Origin of the sequence: Micromonospora parastrephiae, assembly GCF_016802865.1 — a bacterium.
Classification (GTDB): domain Bacteria; phylum Actinomycetota; class Actinomycetes; order Mycobacteriales; family Micromonosporaceae; genus Micromonospora; species Micromonospora parastrephiae.
This window is the reverse complement of the sequence record NZ_JAEVHM010000158.1, coordinates 1-13,136: the sequence shown is the minus strand read 5'-3', so window position 1 is coordinate 13,136 and position 13,136 is coordinate 1. Positions and strand designations below refer to the sequence as shown.

The window sequence follows — 13,136 nt, the reverse complement described above, 5'->3', positions numbered from 1 at the left end:
GGCTTTCCCGGCGCCGAGGGACGCACCGGCGACGTCGGGCCGGCGACGCCCGGCCTGCGCCCCCGGCAGCGTCCACGTCGCCCGACCCGACCCCGTCGGTCAGCGCGTCCGCCGCCCCGCCGGAAACGCCGGCGCCGCCCACCCTCTCGGTGAGTCGGGCCGAGGCGCCCGGCGAGATCGATCTCACCGCCGCGGGCACCCGGGACTGGATGCACTGGGGGCTGCGCGGCGGCACGTCGGTGGTGCGCAAACGCGGCGGGTCCGGGGAGATCGTCGACGGGGGAGGCAGGGGCGCCAGGGTCGCCTGGGACGGCAACCAGGAACTCGTCAGCTGGCGCGACGGTACGCCCGAGCGATCGGTGAGCGGCAGCTCGAACGGTGTCTACACCTGCGGTGCCGGCAACGGTTTCAGCCTCGCGATCGCCGGCAGTGGCGAGCCGCGTACCGTCCAGCTCTACGCTGGGACGTGGATGGCGCGGGGTCGGCTGAACGCGTGGCTGTCCACCGGTGGTCCGGCCGGCACGGTGCGGCTGGAGGACCCGTACACCAGCCAGAGTGCCCAGTTCACCATCCGTTTCCGGCTGCCGAAGGGTGCCCGGCTGATGGTGACGTGGACCGTGGAGAAGGTATTCACCCCACACTGCGGCAACGTCGGCCTGCAGGCCGTGGCCGTGCGCTGACCGACGACTCCGCGGGACAGTTTGTCCGTCGCGCACCGTCGAGGGCGTCGTAACTTTCTGCTGTCCCCGTCCGACCATCCAGTGTGGAGGCAGCGCAGATGAGCAGCAGTACCGCCCACCGCGTCCGTCCCGTCGCCCCGTCCGGCGCCGGTGAAGCGTCCGGGGAGGTGCTCCGCGACATTCCCCTGCCGCCGTACGTCACCGTGGAGGACGCCCAGTTCGCGGTGCGGGCGGTGGTGGTGCACGCGCCCCGGCGGTGGTCCGGCGGTGTGGTCTGCCGCAACGACGCCAGCCCCCACCCGTGCCGACTGCACCGCTGGGGCACCCGGGTGCTGGCGATGCGCGGGCTGCGGGCCGCCGAGATCGCCGCGCTCATCGAGCGCGGCATCCCGCGGCGGTCGTCCCGGCACCGGACCGACCGGCCTGAGCGCCGTCGCCGGGGCGTGCTGCGCTCCCGGTCAGCAGGTGGTCGGCTTCACCCAGGAGCACTCCAACCCTTCCGGCGTACGGGGCGCCTCCGGCACTGCCGGCGGCGCCATCCGGGCCGTGGTCGTCGCGCCCTCGCGGTAGCCGGCCAACGCCACCGCGATCTGGTCCTCCAGCGCCTTGACCGACGCGGTCAGGTAGTTGTTGAGCAGGATGGAGAACGCCAGCAGGTGGCCGTCGGCGCTGGTGACGTAGCCGGAGAGCCCGGACACCCCGGTCAGGCTGCCGGTCTTGGCGTGCACGTTGCCCGCCGCCGGCGTGCCGGCCATCCGGCTGCGCAACGTGCCACCCACGAACCGTTCGGGCTGCCCGGCGATGGGCAGGGCCGCGTACCAGGTGGCGAACCACGGTTCGGCGCGGACGGCGGCCAGCAGGTCGACGAACTCTGCCGCCGGCACCAGGTTGCGTCGGGACAGGCCGGAACCGTCGCGTTGACGCAGCGCGCCGGTGTCCATGCCGGTGTCGGCGACGTACTCGCTGATCGCGGTGAGCCCGGCGGACCAGGTTCCCGAGCCGGACAGCATCCGGCCCATCTCCTTGGTCAACACCTCGGCGTGCCCGTTGTTGGAGAGCTTGAGGAACGGCGTCATCAACTCGCCCAGGCTCATCGAGTCGTGCCGGGCCACCGGGTGGGCCGCCTCCGGGGTGGGCTGGCCGAGCACGGTCCGGCCGAGCACCCGGACGCCGTGCCGGTGCAGCGCCGCGCGGAACACGTCGGCCGCGTAGCCGGTGGGTTCCCAGACGGTCACCCAGTCGCTGGCCGGTTCGTCGCCGACCGCGATCTGGCCGGTCACCACGATGGTGTTGCCGCCGTGCTCGCGCTCGATCGAGATCGAGGTCTCGCCCTCGGCGACCGTCTCGGCGCGGTTGTCGATCCGGACGTACCCGGTGGGCGGGGTGGTGCTGACCACCGCCGGGGCGCCCACACGGCCGGCCGGCGCGGCGTGCACGATCACGGTGCCCGCGTCGTAGTCGGTGTCCGGGGCGACGCTCAGCGCGGAGACCTGGGCGGCGTAGTAGTAGGGCTCGTCGTCCCAGGTCCAGTCGGGGCCGAGCCGGGTGCGGTCGTAGCGGGTGTCGTCGGCGATCAGGTTGCCGGTGACGACCCGGACGCCGTCGGCGGCCACCTGGGCGGCGAGCGCGTCGTAGTCGGCCGCGAGCATGGTCGGGTCGCCGCCGCCGCGCAGGTAGAGGTTGCCGGACAGCAGACCGGCGCGCCGTTTGCCGGTGGTCCGTACGTCGGTGGTGAAGCGGTGCCCCGGGCTGAGGAGGGCCAGCGCGGCGGTCGAGGTCAGCAGTTTGGTGTTGGAGGCCGGGATCAGTCGTCGGTCCCCGTTGCGGTCGTAGAGGGTCTGACCCGTGCCGGTGTCGACGACGACCACGGAGGCCTGCGCGCCACCCAGCCGGGTGTCCGCGAGGATCGTGTCGATGGTGGCGCGCAGTTGGGTCGTCGCGGGGGTGGGCGACTCGGCGGTGGCGCCGGACGCGCCGGCGGTGGCCGCGGTGGCGACCAGCGCGAGCAGCGCGAGCGCCCGAGGAAAGAGACGACGATGCATGGGCTGATGCTGCCATGAAGGTTATCGCCGGAGAAGAGCCTCCGGCGAAGGTTATTGTCGCTCGCGCCGGGCATCTTCCTTTTTCCAAGGGTATGGACAATTCGGGCAGGTCGGTGCGGGGATCGGCGGTCTGTGATCGACACGACGGCCGGAGGCGGGCAGACCGAGGTTCTGCAAGGCGTTGCACCCGGCGTGGACACCCACTCCGCTGATGTCGTGGTGATCGGTGCCGGTCAGGCCGGCCTGAGCGCCGCCTACCACCTGCACCGCACCGGCTTCGCCCCGGGCAGCGGCTACGTCGTCCTGGACGGCGACGACGGCCCGGGTGGGGCCTGGCAGCACCGCTGGCCGACGCTCGTCTTCGACCGGGTGCACGGCTTCTACGACCTGCCCGGAATGGCCTTCCCCGCGGCCGACCCCAAACGTCCGGCGGCCGAGCAGGTCAGCGCCTACTTCGCCGCGTACGAGAGGGCCTTCGACCTGCCGGTACGGCGACCGGTGCGGGTCCGCGCGGTGCGCTCCCGCCCGGACGGTCGGCTGGACGTCCACACCGACCACGGGCGGTGGACGACGCGGGCGCTGATCAACGCGACCGGCACCTGGACGAGGCCGTTCTGGCCGCACTACCCGGGCCGGTCGTCGTTCCGTGGTCGACAGCTGCACACCGCCGACTACCGCGGGCCGGGCGAGTTCGCCGGGCTGCGCGTGGTCGTGGTCGGCGGCGGCACGTCCGCCGTGCAGTTGCTCGGCGAGGTCTCCACCGTCGCGGCGGCCACCACCTGGGTGACCCGCCGGCCGCCGCTGTTCCGGGAGGACGAGTTCGGCCCCGAACTGGGCCGGACCGCGGTGGCCCGGGTGGACGAGGCGGTACGGGCCGGTCGCCCACCGGGCAGCGTGGTGGGCGTGACGGGGCTGCCGGTCACCCCGGAGGTGCGCCGGCTGCGCGAACGTGGCGTCCTCGACCGGCTACCCATGTTCGACCGGATCACGCCCGACGGGGTCGCCTGGTCCGACGGGCGGTTCGTGCCGGCGGACGTGATCCTCTGGTGCACCGGCTTCCGCGCTGCCCTGGACCACCTCGCCCCACTGGGACTGCGCGCGCCGGGTGGTGGAATCACCATGGACGGCACCCGGGTGGCCGCCGACGGCCGCATCCACCTCGTCGGGTACGGCCCCTCGGCCAGCACCGTCGGAGCCAACCGGGCCGGCCGCGCGGCGGTCAACGAGATTCGCGCGTTGCTCGCCCCCGCCGCCGCACTCGACTGACTCCGCTCTATTTGACGGATGGCCCGGCAGCGGGCACCGTTGGCCAGGACGGGGCCTCTCAGCTGCCCCGATGCGACGGCGACGACGTTCGCCCCCGCATGTCGCCTCCCACGTGTGCTCGTACGCGGGCCGGCTGTCCGGTCCGCGCGGTAACCGACCGCGAGCCGAGAATCCACGAGGAGTTCCGCCAATGCTCACCATGACCGACAACGCCGTGCTCGTCATCCGTGACCTCGCCAACCAACAGGACGTCGGCGAGGACGGTGGGGTGCGGATCGCCGCCGACGCCGAGGCCGGGTCGCTCACCGTGGAACTGGTGCCCGAGCCGGAGCAGGGCGACCGGGTGGTCGACAACCAGGGCGCGCGGATCTTCCTCGACGCGGACGCCGCCGAACTGCTCGGCGACGCCTCCGTGGACGCCACCGTCGACGACGAGGGCATCATCCAGTTCGGCTTCACCGAGCGGCAGTAGGGCCGGCGTCGTCGGGTCGGAAACGGGCTGGCGGCGGTTGGGGCGGCGACTACGCTCGCCCGATGCTCACGCCACCCCACCGCTACCGATCCGACGACGAGGACAGCGGCCGGTGGACCGGCTTTCCGTTCCGTGCCGGCGACATCGTGATCAGCACCCGGTCCAAGAGCGGCACCACCTGGATGCAGATGATCTGCGCGCTGCTGGTGCTGGGCACCGCGGAGCTGCCGGCGCCGCTGACCGAGCTGTCACCGTGGCTGGACTGGCTGGTCGAGCCACGGGACGTGGTGTACCGCCGGTTGGCGGCACAACCGCACCGGCGGTTCATCAAGACGCACACGCCGCTGGACGGCGTACCGGTCGATTCCCGGGTGCACTACGTGGTGGTGGCACGGCACCCGCTGGACATGGCGGTGTCCCTCTACCACCAGGCCGGCAATCTGGACCGGACGCGGTTGGCCGAGCTGACCGGCCGGCGCGCACCCGACGGGCCGCCCCGGGCGCCCCGACCGGTCGAGCAGTGGCTGACGAGCTGGGTGGACCGGGAGGCGGATCCGCGCGCCGAGCTGGACTCGCTGCCCGGCGTGCTGTGGCATCTGGGCGACGCCTGGGCGCGGCGGCACGAGCCGAACGTCGAGTTGGTGCACTACGACGACCTGCTGGCCGACCTGGAGGGTGAGATGCGGCGGCTCGCCGGCCGGTGGGGCCTGGAGGTTCCCGTCGAGCGCTGGCCCGAGCTGGTCGAGGCGGCCACGTTCGGTCGGATGCGGGAGCGGGCCGAGCAGCTCGCCCCGGATCGGCTCGGCGTGCTGCGTGACCGCCGGGCGTTCTTCCGGCAGGGCGGCTCGGGGCAGGGGCGACACCTGCTCGACGCGTCCGGGCTGGCCCGCTACCACCAGCGGACGGCGGCCCTGGCCCCGCCCGACCTGCTCGCCTGGCTGCACCGCTGAGGCGCCGCGCGGCCGCGGGCGCGGAAACGAGCGCGCGGCGCCGCTTCGACCGTGGTCGCAACGTCGCCGCGCTCTGGCCGTCTCCCACCACCGCAGCCGTTCGGCGGTACGCCGGCGGGGACCTGGCTCGACCGGCCGCTCGCGCCGGTCAGCTTTGACGATCCCCGGTCGGTACGGATCCAAACCTGGCAACCGTGGGGAATTCCACCATCTGCGGGTCCCGGCGTGGCGGCCCGCGGAACGGGGTATGAGCGCGGCATGGAGCATTTCACGATCGCGACCGTCGCTGAGAAGAGTCCCGACTTCCGCCGGGTGTTGTGGACCGGTTCGAACACCCAGCTGGTGATCATGACCATCCCCCCGGGCGGGGAGATCGGCGAGGAGGTGCACGAGGGGATCGACCAGATCCTGACCTTCGTCAGCGGCACCGGCGAGGCCCGGGTGGCCGGCGAGAAGCGGGAGGTGGTCTCCGGCGACCTGGTCGTGGTGCCGGCCGGCACGAAGCACAACTTCGTCAACACCGGCCCCAACCCGCTGGTGCTGTACACCGTCTACGGGCCGCCGGAGCACGCCGACCAGGCCGTCCACCACACCAAGGAGGAGGCCGACGCGGCCGAGGCCGCCGGCGAGGACGAGCCGCCAACCGAGTGACGCTCGGCCCCGGCGGCCTGATCAGGACCGAGACGGGTACCCGCGGCGGGTGGAGCAGCAAGCGGCGATCTCCGACTACGGGTTCCTCTCGGACTCCCGTTCCGGGGCGCTGGTCGGCAGGGACGGCTCTGTCGACTGGTGGTGCCCGCAACGGTTCGACGGGGCGGCCGTCTTCGGTCGGCTGCTCGACCCGCGTGCCGGGCACTTCCGGGTGGCGCCGGTCGGCGCCGGCGGTCCGGGGTACCGGGTCGAGCGCGCGTACCGGCCGGACACGCTCGTGTTGCGCACCGTGCACCACACACCGCACGGCAGTGTGGCGGTCACCGACGCGCTGGCCGCCGAGATCGGTGCCCGCGCCCACCAACTGGGTGTGAACTCGCCCGCCGTGCTGATCCGGGTGGTCGAGGGGCTGTCCGGGCGGGTCCGGATGGCACTGGACTTCGCGCCCCGCCCGGAGTACGGCCTGCTCACGCCGTACCTGCACGAGCAGCCGGACGGCGGGGTGCTGGCCGGCGCCGGCCCGGTGGTGCTGATGCTGCGGGCCAACGGCCTCCGGCTACGGGCCGGCCGGGACCGGGTGACCCACGAGTTCGAGGTCTCGGTCGGTCAGGTCGTCGCGATGGACGTGGCGTTCGGGGAGGCGTACGGCGACCCACCCGCCCGGCTGGATCCGCTGGCCACCCTCGCCGAGACGACCCGGGCGTGGGAGGGGTACCGGGAGACGCACGGCTACTCCGGTCGGTACCCGGAACTGGTCCGGCACAGCGCGACGGTCCTGGCCGGCCTCACGTACGCCCGCAGCGGCGCGGTGGTGGCGGCGCTGACGACCTCGTTGCCCGAGCAGATCGGCGGCGACCGCAACTACGACTACCGCTACTCGTGGCTGCGGGACTTCTCACTGACCATGCGCGCCCTCTGGGTGGCGGCCTGCCCCGACGAGGCGTCGCGGTTGTTCGCCTGGGCGGCCCGGTCGATCGGCCGGATCGGCGACGAGCCGGTGCCGGTGCTCTTCGGTGTGGAGGGCGAGCGGGACCTCACCGAGCACCACTGCGTGCATCTGCGCGGACACCGCGACAGTCGGCCGGTCCGGATCGGCAACGACGCCTGGCGGCAGCGGCAGCTCGACGTGCCGGGTGAGGTGATATCGGCGGTGTGGCGGCTGCGCGACTACCTCGGCGCGACGTTCGACGACGAGTTGCGGGACATGGTGCTCGGGTTGACCGAACAGGTGGCCACGACGTGGCACATGCCGGACCGGGGTATCTGGGAGACCCGGGACGAGGAGCGGCACTACCTGTCGTCCAAGGTGGCCTGTTGGCTGACGATGGACCGGGCGGTGGGGCTCGCCAACCGGCTCGGCGATCGGGCCGACCCGCGTCGCTGGGCGGGGGTGCGCGACGAGATCCGCGACGCGGTGCTGCGTGAGGGGTGGAACGACCGGATCGGCGCGTTCACCGGTGCGTTCGGGTCGGCGGAGTTGGACGCCTCGGTGCTCGCCCTCCCGGTGGCGCATTTCCTGCCGGCCACCGACCCGCGGATGCGGTCGACCATCGCGATGGTGGAACGGGAGCTGGGCACCGACGAAGGGCTGTTGCGGCGGTGGACGACGGATCGGCCGGGTTCCTGCTGTGTTCGTTCTGGCTGGTGGAGTGCCTGGTGATGGCGGGTGAGCTGCGGCGGGCCGAGGAACTGTTCGAGCGGGTGACGGGGAACGCCAACGACCTGGGCCTGTTCAGCGAGCAGATCGACCTGGCCACCGGTGCGCAGCTCGGCAACATGCCGCAGGCGCTGTCCCACATCGGGCTGATCAACGCGGCCTGGCGGTTGACCAGGCCGGACAGTTACTGAGCGGTCCGCCGGAATCCTGCAACAGACCTGCAAACCCAAGGCATTGACGCTGATGCTTGGGCAGTTCTAGCCTCGAAGGAGCGGGAAAGCCCTTTCCCATGGCTTTGATCCCGCTTCACCCCGCTCCGGACCCGGGCATCCGGCGGGGGCACACCGATCCCAGCTGACGGCAGCACACCGTGCCGGCACGCCCGCGTGGGTGTGCCCAGGGATCGCCACCGCATGCGTCAAGGAGGACACCCGTGCAGAAGAGACGACTTCCCGGCCGACGACCACTGCTGCTGGCGGTGGGCGCCGGCGTGACCGCGGCGGCCCTCACGGCCGGCATGACCTCGGCCTTCGCGGCCACCGTGTTCAGCGACGACTTCACCGACGGCAACACCTCCGGCTGGTCCAAGTCCGGTGGCACCTGGACCGTCGACGGTTCGGGCGTGCTCAACCAGTCCAACGCCGGCAGCGAGCTGGCCCGGCAGTTCGCCGGCCAGACCAGCTGGACCGACTACTCGGCGCAGGCCCGGGTGCGGCCGGCGAGCTTCGGCTCGTCCAGCGCCCTGGTCGGGCTCGCCGCCCGATCCGCCAGCAGCACCAGGATGTACCGGCTGGCCCTGCTCGGATCCGGTCGGGCCGAGCTCCAGGCGGTCAACGGCAGCAGCATCACCGCGATCGGCTCCGCGTCGCTCGGCATCAGCACCGGCACCTGGTACACGCTGCGCATCGAGACCAGCGGCAGCACCATCCGCGGCTTCGTCAACGGCACCCAGATCGCCGCCGGCAGCAACAGCCTGGCCGGCGCGGGCCGGATCGGTCTGGTCACCGCGTACGCCAGCGGCGGCTTCGACGACGTGGTGGTCGACTCGTCCGGCGGCGGCACCCCGACCACGCCGCCGCCCACCACCCCGCCGGGCCCGACCACCCCTCCGCCGGCCGGCTGGCCGACGCCCACCAGCAGCCAGAAGGTGGACGCGACGATCGCGGTCTCCGGCACGTTCGACGGCGGGCTCAAGCGCTACTACGGCATCGGCGACGGCGGGCAGAGCGAGAGCCAGGACCCGATGTTCGAGCTGGCCGCCGGCGCCACCCTGCGCAACGTGATCATCGGCGCGCCGGCCGGTGACGGCGTGCACTGCGAGGGCAACTGCACCCTGATCAACGTCTGGTGGGAGGACGTCGGCGAGGACGCGGCCACCTTCCGCGGCGGCACCACGTACACCGTCGACGGCGGCGGCGCCCGCTCCGCCAGCGACAAGGTCTTCCAGCACAACGGCTCGGGCACCGTCTACATCAAGAACTTCCGGGTGGAGAACGCCGGGAAGCTCTACCGGGCCTGCGGCAACTGCTCCACGTCGTACCAGCGGCACGTGGTGATCGACAACGTGGTCGTCCGGAACACCGACGCGATCGCCGGCATCAACACCAACTGGGGCGACACCGCCCGGTTCAGCCGGATCACCATCGTCGGTGACCCGGACCGGGAAACCTCGATCTGCGTCAAGTACAAGGGCGTGCCGAAGGGCAGCGAGCCCACCGAGATCGGCGAGGGCGCCGACGGCGTCAACTGCCTCTACTCACCCTCCGACATCACCTACCAGTAGGCCGCTGGCAGACGGCGCCCCGCGGACCGCACGGCCCGCGGGGCGCCCGCCCGTTCAGGCCAGCACGGGTACGCCGGACACGTCGACCGTGTCCGGATACTTCAACCCGGCGCCGGTGTTGAGCACCACCACCCGTTCGCCGGCCCGGATCCAGCCGCCGGCGCGCAGCTGCCGTGCCGCGGTCAGGCAGGCGGCACCCTCCGGGCAGAGCAGCAACCCCTCGCGACCAGCGAAGTCCCGCAGGTCGGCCAGGATGTCCGCGTCGTCGACGGCGACCGCGGTGCCGGCGGACGCCCGCAGCGCGGCCAGGATCAGCTCGTCGCCCAGCGGCGCCGGCACGGTGATGCCGAACGCCACCGTGTGCGCGTCCGACCACGCCTGCACCCGATCCTCGCCGGCGGCGAAGGCCCGCACGATCGGCGCGCAGCCGGTCGACTGCACCGCCACCAGCCGGGGCAGCTTGTCGCCGATCCAGCCCAGCTCGCGCATCTCGTGCAGCGCCTTGTGGATACCGATCAGACCGACCCCGCCACCGGTCGGGTAGATGATCACGTCGGGGGCCTGCCAGCCGAGCTGCTCGACGATCTCGTACCCCATCGTCTTCTTGCCCTCCAGCCGGTAGGGCTCGCGCAGCGTGCCGGCGTCGAAGATCGCCCCGTTCGACTCCGCGATCAGCTCGGCCACCCGCCGGCCGGCGTCGCCGATCAGGCCGTCGACCAGGCGCAGGTCGGCCCCGGCGGCCACGCACTCGCGCCGGCAGATGCTCGGCGCCTCCAACGGCATGACGATGGTCGCGCCCATCCCGGCCCGCGCCGCGTACGTCGCCCAGGCCGAGCCGGCGTTGCCGTTGGTGGGCATCGCGATCCGCTCGACGCCCAACTCGCGTGCCCGGCTCACCCCGACCGCCGCGCCGCGCGCCTTGAACGAGCCGGTCGGGATCAACCCCTCGTCCTTGACCATCAGGTCCGCGATGCCGATCTCGGCGCCGTACGCCGGGGCGCGTAGCAGCGGCGTCCAGCCCTCGCCCAGCGTGGTGACGTGCCGGGGGTCGGCGACCGGCAGAAGCTCCCGGTAGCGCCACAGGTCGGCCGGGCGCAGCGGGAAACGCTCCGGGGCGACGGCCTTCGCCACCGCCGGCAGGTCGTAGCGGGCCAGCAGCGGGGAGCCGCACTCGCAGAGGTTGTGCAGCTCGTCGGCGGCGTACTCCTTGCCGCAGCGCGGGCAGTCCAGGTGGGTCAGGTACACGTCGCTCCTCGCCGTCAGGCCGCGTCGATGCTCAGCCAGCGTCGGCTGCGTCGGCCCGGCTCGTAGACCGAGTCCAGTCGCTTGGCGACCACACCGGGCAGCCCCTGCTCCCGTCCGGTGCGTAGGGCCTCGTCGCCGGCACCGGGGAACCACGGCGGAGTCTGCCAGTGCGTACCCGTCAATGCCAGCCCATCGAGCAGCTCCCGGCGTTGCGCGTACGGCACGTCGATGCTGCTCACGCCCTCCAGCCAGAGCAGGTCGACGAGCAGGTACTGGGCACCCGACGGGACCCGGCCGCCGCTGGCCGGGCGGGCCGGGCGGACCCTGCCGGCGCCGTCGATGCGCACCAGCACCCCGTCCAGCACCGCCTCGGTGGGGGCGAGCGCCTCGGCCATCGCGCGCAGCCACGGGTACCCGCCGGTGATCTCCTCGTCGGTCTCGGAGAGCAGCCGCAGCCGCCCGCCGGAGACGTACGCCATCGCCCGTACCCCGTCCCAGCGCAGCTCGTACCCCCAGTCGGCGCGGTCGCGGGGGAGCCGGGCGGCGGCCGTGGTGTGCATCGGGCGGATCAGCTCGGGCATCGGCGTCCAGCCGGGCGGCGCTGGATCCGTACGCCGGACCATCCAGTCCCGGCCGCCGGTGGCGAAGAGCACGTACCGGCCGGCGGTGCGGTCGCCGGAGAGCGTCACGATCACCTCGTCGTCGCGCCACTTCTCGCACCGGTAGGTGCCCCGGTCGTGGACGAGCATCCGGCCGCCGCCGTACTCGCCGGCGGGGATCTCGCCGGAGAAGTCGAGGTACTCCATCGGGTGGTCCATGGTATCGGTCCTACCGAGTTTCTAACTAAAGACGGGCCGGGCGGGAGTTGGCGCTCCCGTTCTCCCGGCCCTTGACGGAGAAGAGGCCTCCGCCCATGAGCAACCTACCTTTCGTGCTGCCCGAGTGCAGCAACCCGGCCACGGTCCGGCTGGAGGTCTACAGCCCCGCCGACGAGCCCCTCAACGGCTCGCTCGACGCATCGGCGTATGCCTGCGACGCACACACCATCGACGCCGTGACGGCCATTCAGGAAGCCGGCTTCACCGCCCGACGCGTGCCGATGGCACCGGACACCACCCGCACCTGCGGGCACGTCTACCTCTTCCCCAGCGGCTCGCTGGCCGGCAACGCCTGCCCCCGTTGGTGCGACGAGACGGAGTGCGCGCGCCGTGGCGAGCACCGCTCCCCGGTGGCCGACATCGACACCAACCGACCAGAGCCCGTCATCGTGAACGTGGTGCTCGTCCAGGCCCTCGACGACGACGCCAGCCCGCAGGTGGCCATCACCGCCGCCGACACGACCAGCGAGGGCGAGCCGCGGTCGTTGACGCTGCTGCTGTCGATCTCGCAGGGCTACGTGCTGTCGAACCGGATGCGCCTGATGACCGAGGCTGTGCGCCGCGACAACGGCGGCCTGCGGTGAGCCGGCAGACGACCACCCGCCCCAGGGCGGAGACGCGGCCCGCCGGCCGGAATCCGTTCGAGCGCCGCGCCCGCGTTGTCGAACTCCAGTTCGCCATCGAGCAGATGGCCATGAGGTGGGCGGACGCCGAGCACCGTTCCGGCGGGTGGACCCACCTGGACCCGCAAGTGGCGCGGAAGCACCGCCAGGCAGCACGGCGTCGTCAGCGCGCCTTCTACCGGCTGCTGAAGGCCCTCGCGGCGGAGGTGTCCCGGTGAGCCGCCCGGAGCGGTGGTGGCGGCCGACCGTTCAGCGTCCGGGCGCGCGTCCGCCGGTGCGCTCGTCACGCCGGGCCCGGTACGCCGCGCAGGAGAAGTACATGGAGGGCTTCGACCTCGGCATGAAGGTCGGCGAGGCCGAAGAGCGCCGCCGGCACCGGGAGCGCGACGAGCACCTCAACCGGCTGGCGCGGGCGGCCGATGCCGCGCAGAACGGTGACTCGTCGCTGCTCGACGAGCTGACCCGCCAGGCCGCCGTCGACGACATGCTCGCCGACGTCGACGGCGGGCAGCTGGTCGACGAGCTGCAGCAGTGGCTGGCCGAGCAGGACGGTGACGCGTGAGCGTTCGCGTCATGACGTGGGTGTGGGATCACTCCCCTGTGGGCGGCACGGAGCGGCTGGTGCTGCTCGCGATCGCCGACTTCGCGGCCGACGACGGCAGCAACGCGTGGCCGTCGCTGGGCACCCTGGCGCGGAAGGCCCGGCTCGACGAGCGGACGGTCCGGCGGATCATCCGCCGCTTGCAGGACGGTGGGCATCTGCTCGTCGACGTCGCGGCCGGGCCGGGCGTACCAACCGGTACACCGTCGTGATGGAGGCGGGCACCCCGGGCGATCTGCCCGGGGGCAGTTTGCCCCCCCGGGCGTTCTGCCCCCCCGGGCAAATGAG

The 13,136-nt window shown here is 72.7% G+C and carries 12 protein-coding genes and 2 pseudogenes; 11 read left to right on the top strand and 3 right to left on the bottom strand.

The window, feature by feature from the left end; genetic code table 11:
* Nucleotides 1-680 (top strand): hypothetical protein (locus JNW91_RS24170; RefSeq protein ID WP_238425601.1); only part of this gene is annotated, 680 nt, incomplete at its 5' end.
* Nucleotides 681-1,138: 458 nt separating this feature from the next.
* On the opposite strand, the gene dacB is transcribed toward JNW91_RS24170, so the two are convergent.
* Nucleotides 1,139-2,722: a D-alanyl-D-alanine carboxypeptidase/D-alanyl-D-alanine endopeptidase gene (gene dacB, locus JNW91_RS24165; RefSeq protein WP_203177715.1), complete on the bottom strand. Its 1,584-nt coding sequence runs from the start codon at nt 2,720-2,722 to the stop codon at nt 1,139-1,141.
* Nucleotides 2,723-2,914: 192 nt separating this feature from the next.
* Here dacB and JNW91_RS24160 point away from each other — a divergent pair, with 192 nt between their 5' ends.
* The 6 genes and pseudogenes from JNW91_RS24160 to JNW91_RS24135 all read left to right on the top strand — a co-directional run bounded on the left by JNW91_RS24160 (nt 2,915) and on the right by JNW91_RS24135 (nt 9,501).
* Nucleotides 2,915-3,988: an NAD(P)-binding domain-containing protein gene (locus tag JNW91_RS24160; RefSeq protein WP_203177714.1), complete on the top strand. Its 1,074-nt coding sequence runs from the start codon at nt 2,915-2,917 to the stop codon at nt 3,986-3,988.
* A gap of 190 nt (nt 3,989-4,178) precedes the next feature.
* The gene (locus JNW91_RS24155; RefSeq protein ID WP_203177713.1) at nt 4,179-4,460 is read left to right on the top strand and encodes an adhesin; all 282 of its coding nucleotides are present in this window, start codon (nt 4,179-4,181) and stop codon (nt 4,458-4,460) included.
* A 62-nt stretch (nt 4,461-4,522) separates the two neighbouring features.
* Complete coding sequence (locus JNW91_RS24150) at nt 4,523-5,410, top strand: sulfotransferase domain-containing protein (RefSeq protein ID WP_203177712.1); 888 nt, start codon at nt 4,523-4,525, stop codon at nt 5,408-5,410.
* Nucleotides 5,411-5,668: 258 nt separating this feature from the next.
* A complete protein-coding gene (locus JNW91_RS24145; protein ID WP_203177711.1) occupies nt 5,669-6,061 on the top strand; it encodes a cupin domain-containing protein in 393 nt (130 codons plus the stop codon).
* Between the two features lie 49 nt (nt 6,062-6,110).
* Nucleotides 6,111-7,909: pseudogene (locus JNW91_RS24140) on the top strand (glycoside hydrolase family 15 protein).
* A gap of 242 nt (nt 7,910-8,151) precedes the next feature.
* A complete protein-coding gene (locus JNW91_RS24135; RefSeq protein WP_203177710.1) occupies nt 8,152-9,501 on the top strand; it encodes a pectate lyase in 1,350 nt (449 codons plus the stop codon).
* Between the two features lie 54 nt (nt 9,502-9,555).
* Here JNW91_RS24135 and JNW91_RS24130 read toward each other — a convergent pair whose 3' ends face one another.
* Together JNW91_RS24130 and JNW91_RS24125 are read right to left on the bottom strand one after the other, a co-directional pair.
* Nucleotides 9,556-10,746: a threonine synthase gene (locus JNW91_RS24130; protein ID WP_203177709.1), complete on the bottom strand. Its 1,191-nt coding sequence runs from the start codon at nt 10,744-10,746 to the stop codon at nt 9,556-9,558.
* A 14-nt stretch (nt 10,747-10,760) separates the two neighbouring features.
* Nucleotides 10,761-11,567, bottom strand: a pseudogene (locus JNW91_RS24125) (ATP-dependent DNA ligase); the annotation flags it as partial.
* 92 nt (nt 11,568-11,659) lie between these two features.
* On the opposite strand from JNW91_RS24125, the gene JNW91_RS24120 reads away from it, so the two are divergent.
* The 4 genes from JNW91_RS24120 to JNW91_RS24105 are packed head-to-tail and all read left to right on the top strand — an operon-like array spanning nt 11,660 to nt 13,060.
* Entirely contained in the window at nt 11,660-12,208 is a 549-nt protein-coding gene (locus tag JNW91_RS24120; RefSeq protein ID WP_203177708.1) for a hypothetical protein, read from the top strand.
* Nucleotides 12,205-12,465 (top strand): hypothetical protein, encoded by a 261-nt coding sequence (locus JNW91_RS24115; protein ID WP_203177707.1) that lies wholly within the window; start codon nt 12,205-12,207, stop codon nt 12,463-12,465. Before JNW91_RS24120 ends, JNW91_RS24115 begins: the two co-directional genes overlap by 4 nt.
* Complete coding sequence (locus JNW91_RS24110) at nt 12,462-12,809, top strand: hypothetical protein (protein WP_203177706.1); 348 nt, start codon at nt 12,462-12,464, stop codon at nt 12,807-12,809. The genes JNW91_RS24115 and JNW91_RS24110 overlap by 4 nt, the downstream gene beginning before the upstream one ends.
* On the top strand, nt 12,806-13,060 hold the full coding sequence (locus tag JNW91_RS24105) for a helix-turn-helix domain-containing protein (RefSeq protein ID WP_203177705.1): 255 nt from the start codon (nt 12,806-12,808) through the stop codon (nt 13,058-13,060). The genes JNW91_RS24110 and JNW91_RS24105 overlap by 4 nt, the downstream gene beginning before the upstream one ends.
* Nucleotides 13,061-13,136: the final 76 nt, after the last annotated feature.

Coding starts and splice junctions, on each gene's coding strand:
- JNW91_RS24155 (WP_203177713.1), top strand. CDS start 4,179: ATGCTCACCATGACCGACAACGCCGTGCTCGTCATCCGTGACCTCGCC.
- dacB (WP_203177715.1), bottom strand. CDS start 2,722: ATGCATCGTCGTCTCTTTCCTCGGGCGCTCGCGCTGCTCGCGCTGGTC.
- JNW91_RS24120 (WP_203177708.1), top strand. CDS start 11,660: ATGAGCAACCTACCTTTCGTGCTGCCCGAGTGCAGCAACCCGGCCACG.
- JNW91_RS24145 (WP_203177711.1), top strand. CDS start 5,669: ATGGAGCATTTCACGATCGCGACCGTCGCTGAGAAGAGTCCCGACTTC.
- JNW91_RS24150 (WP_203177712.1), top strand. CDS start 4,523: ATGCTCACGCCACCCCACCGCTACCGATCCGACGACGAGGACAGCGGC.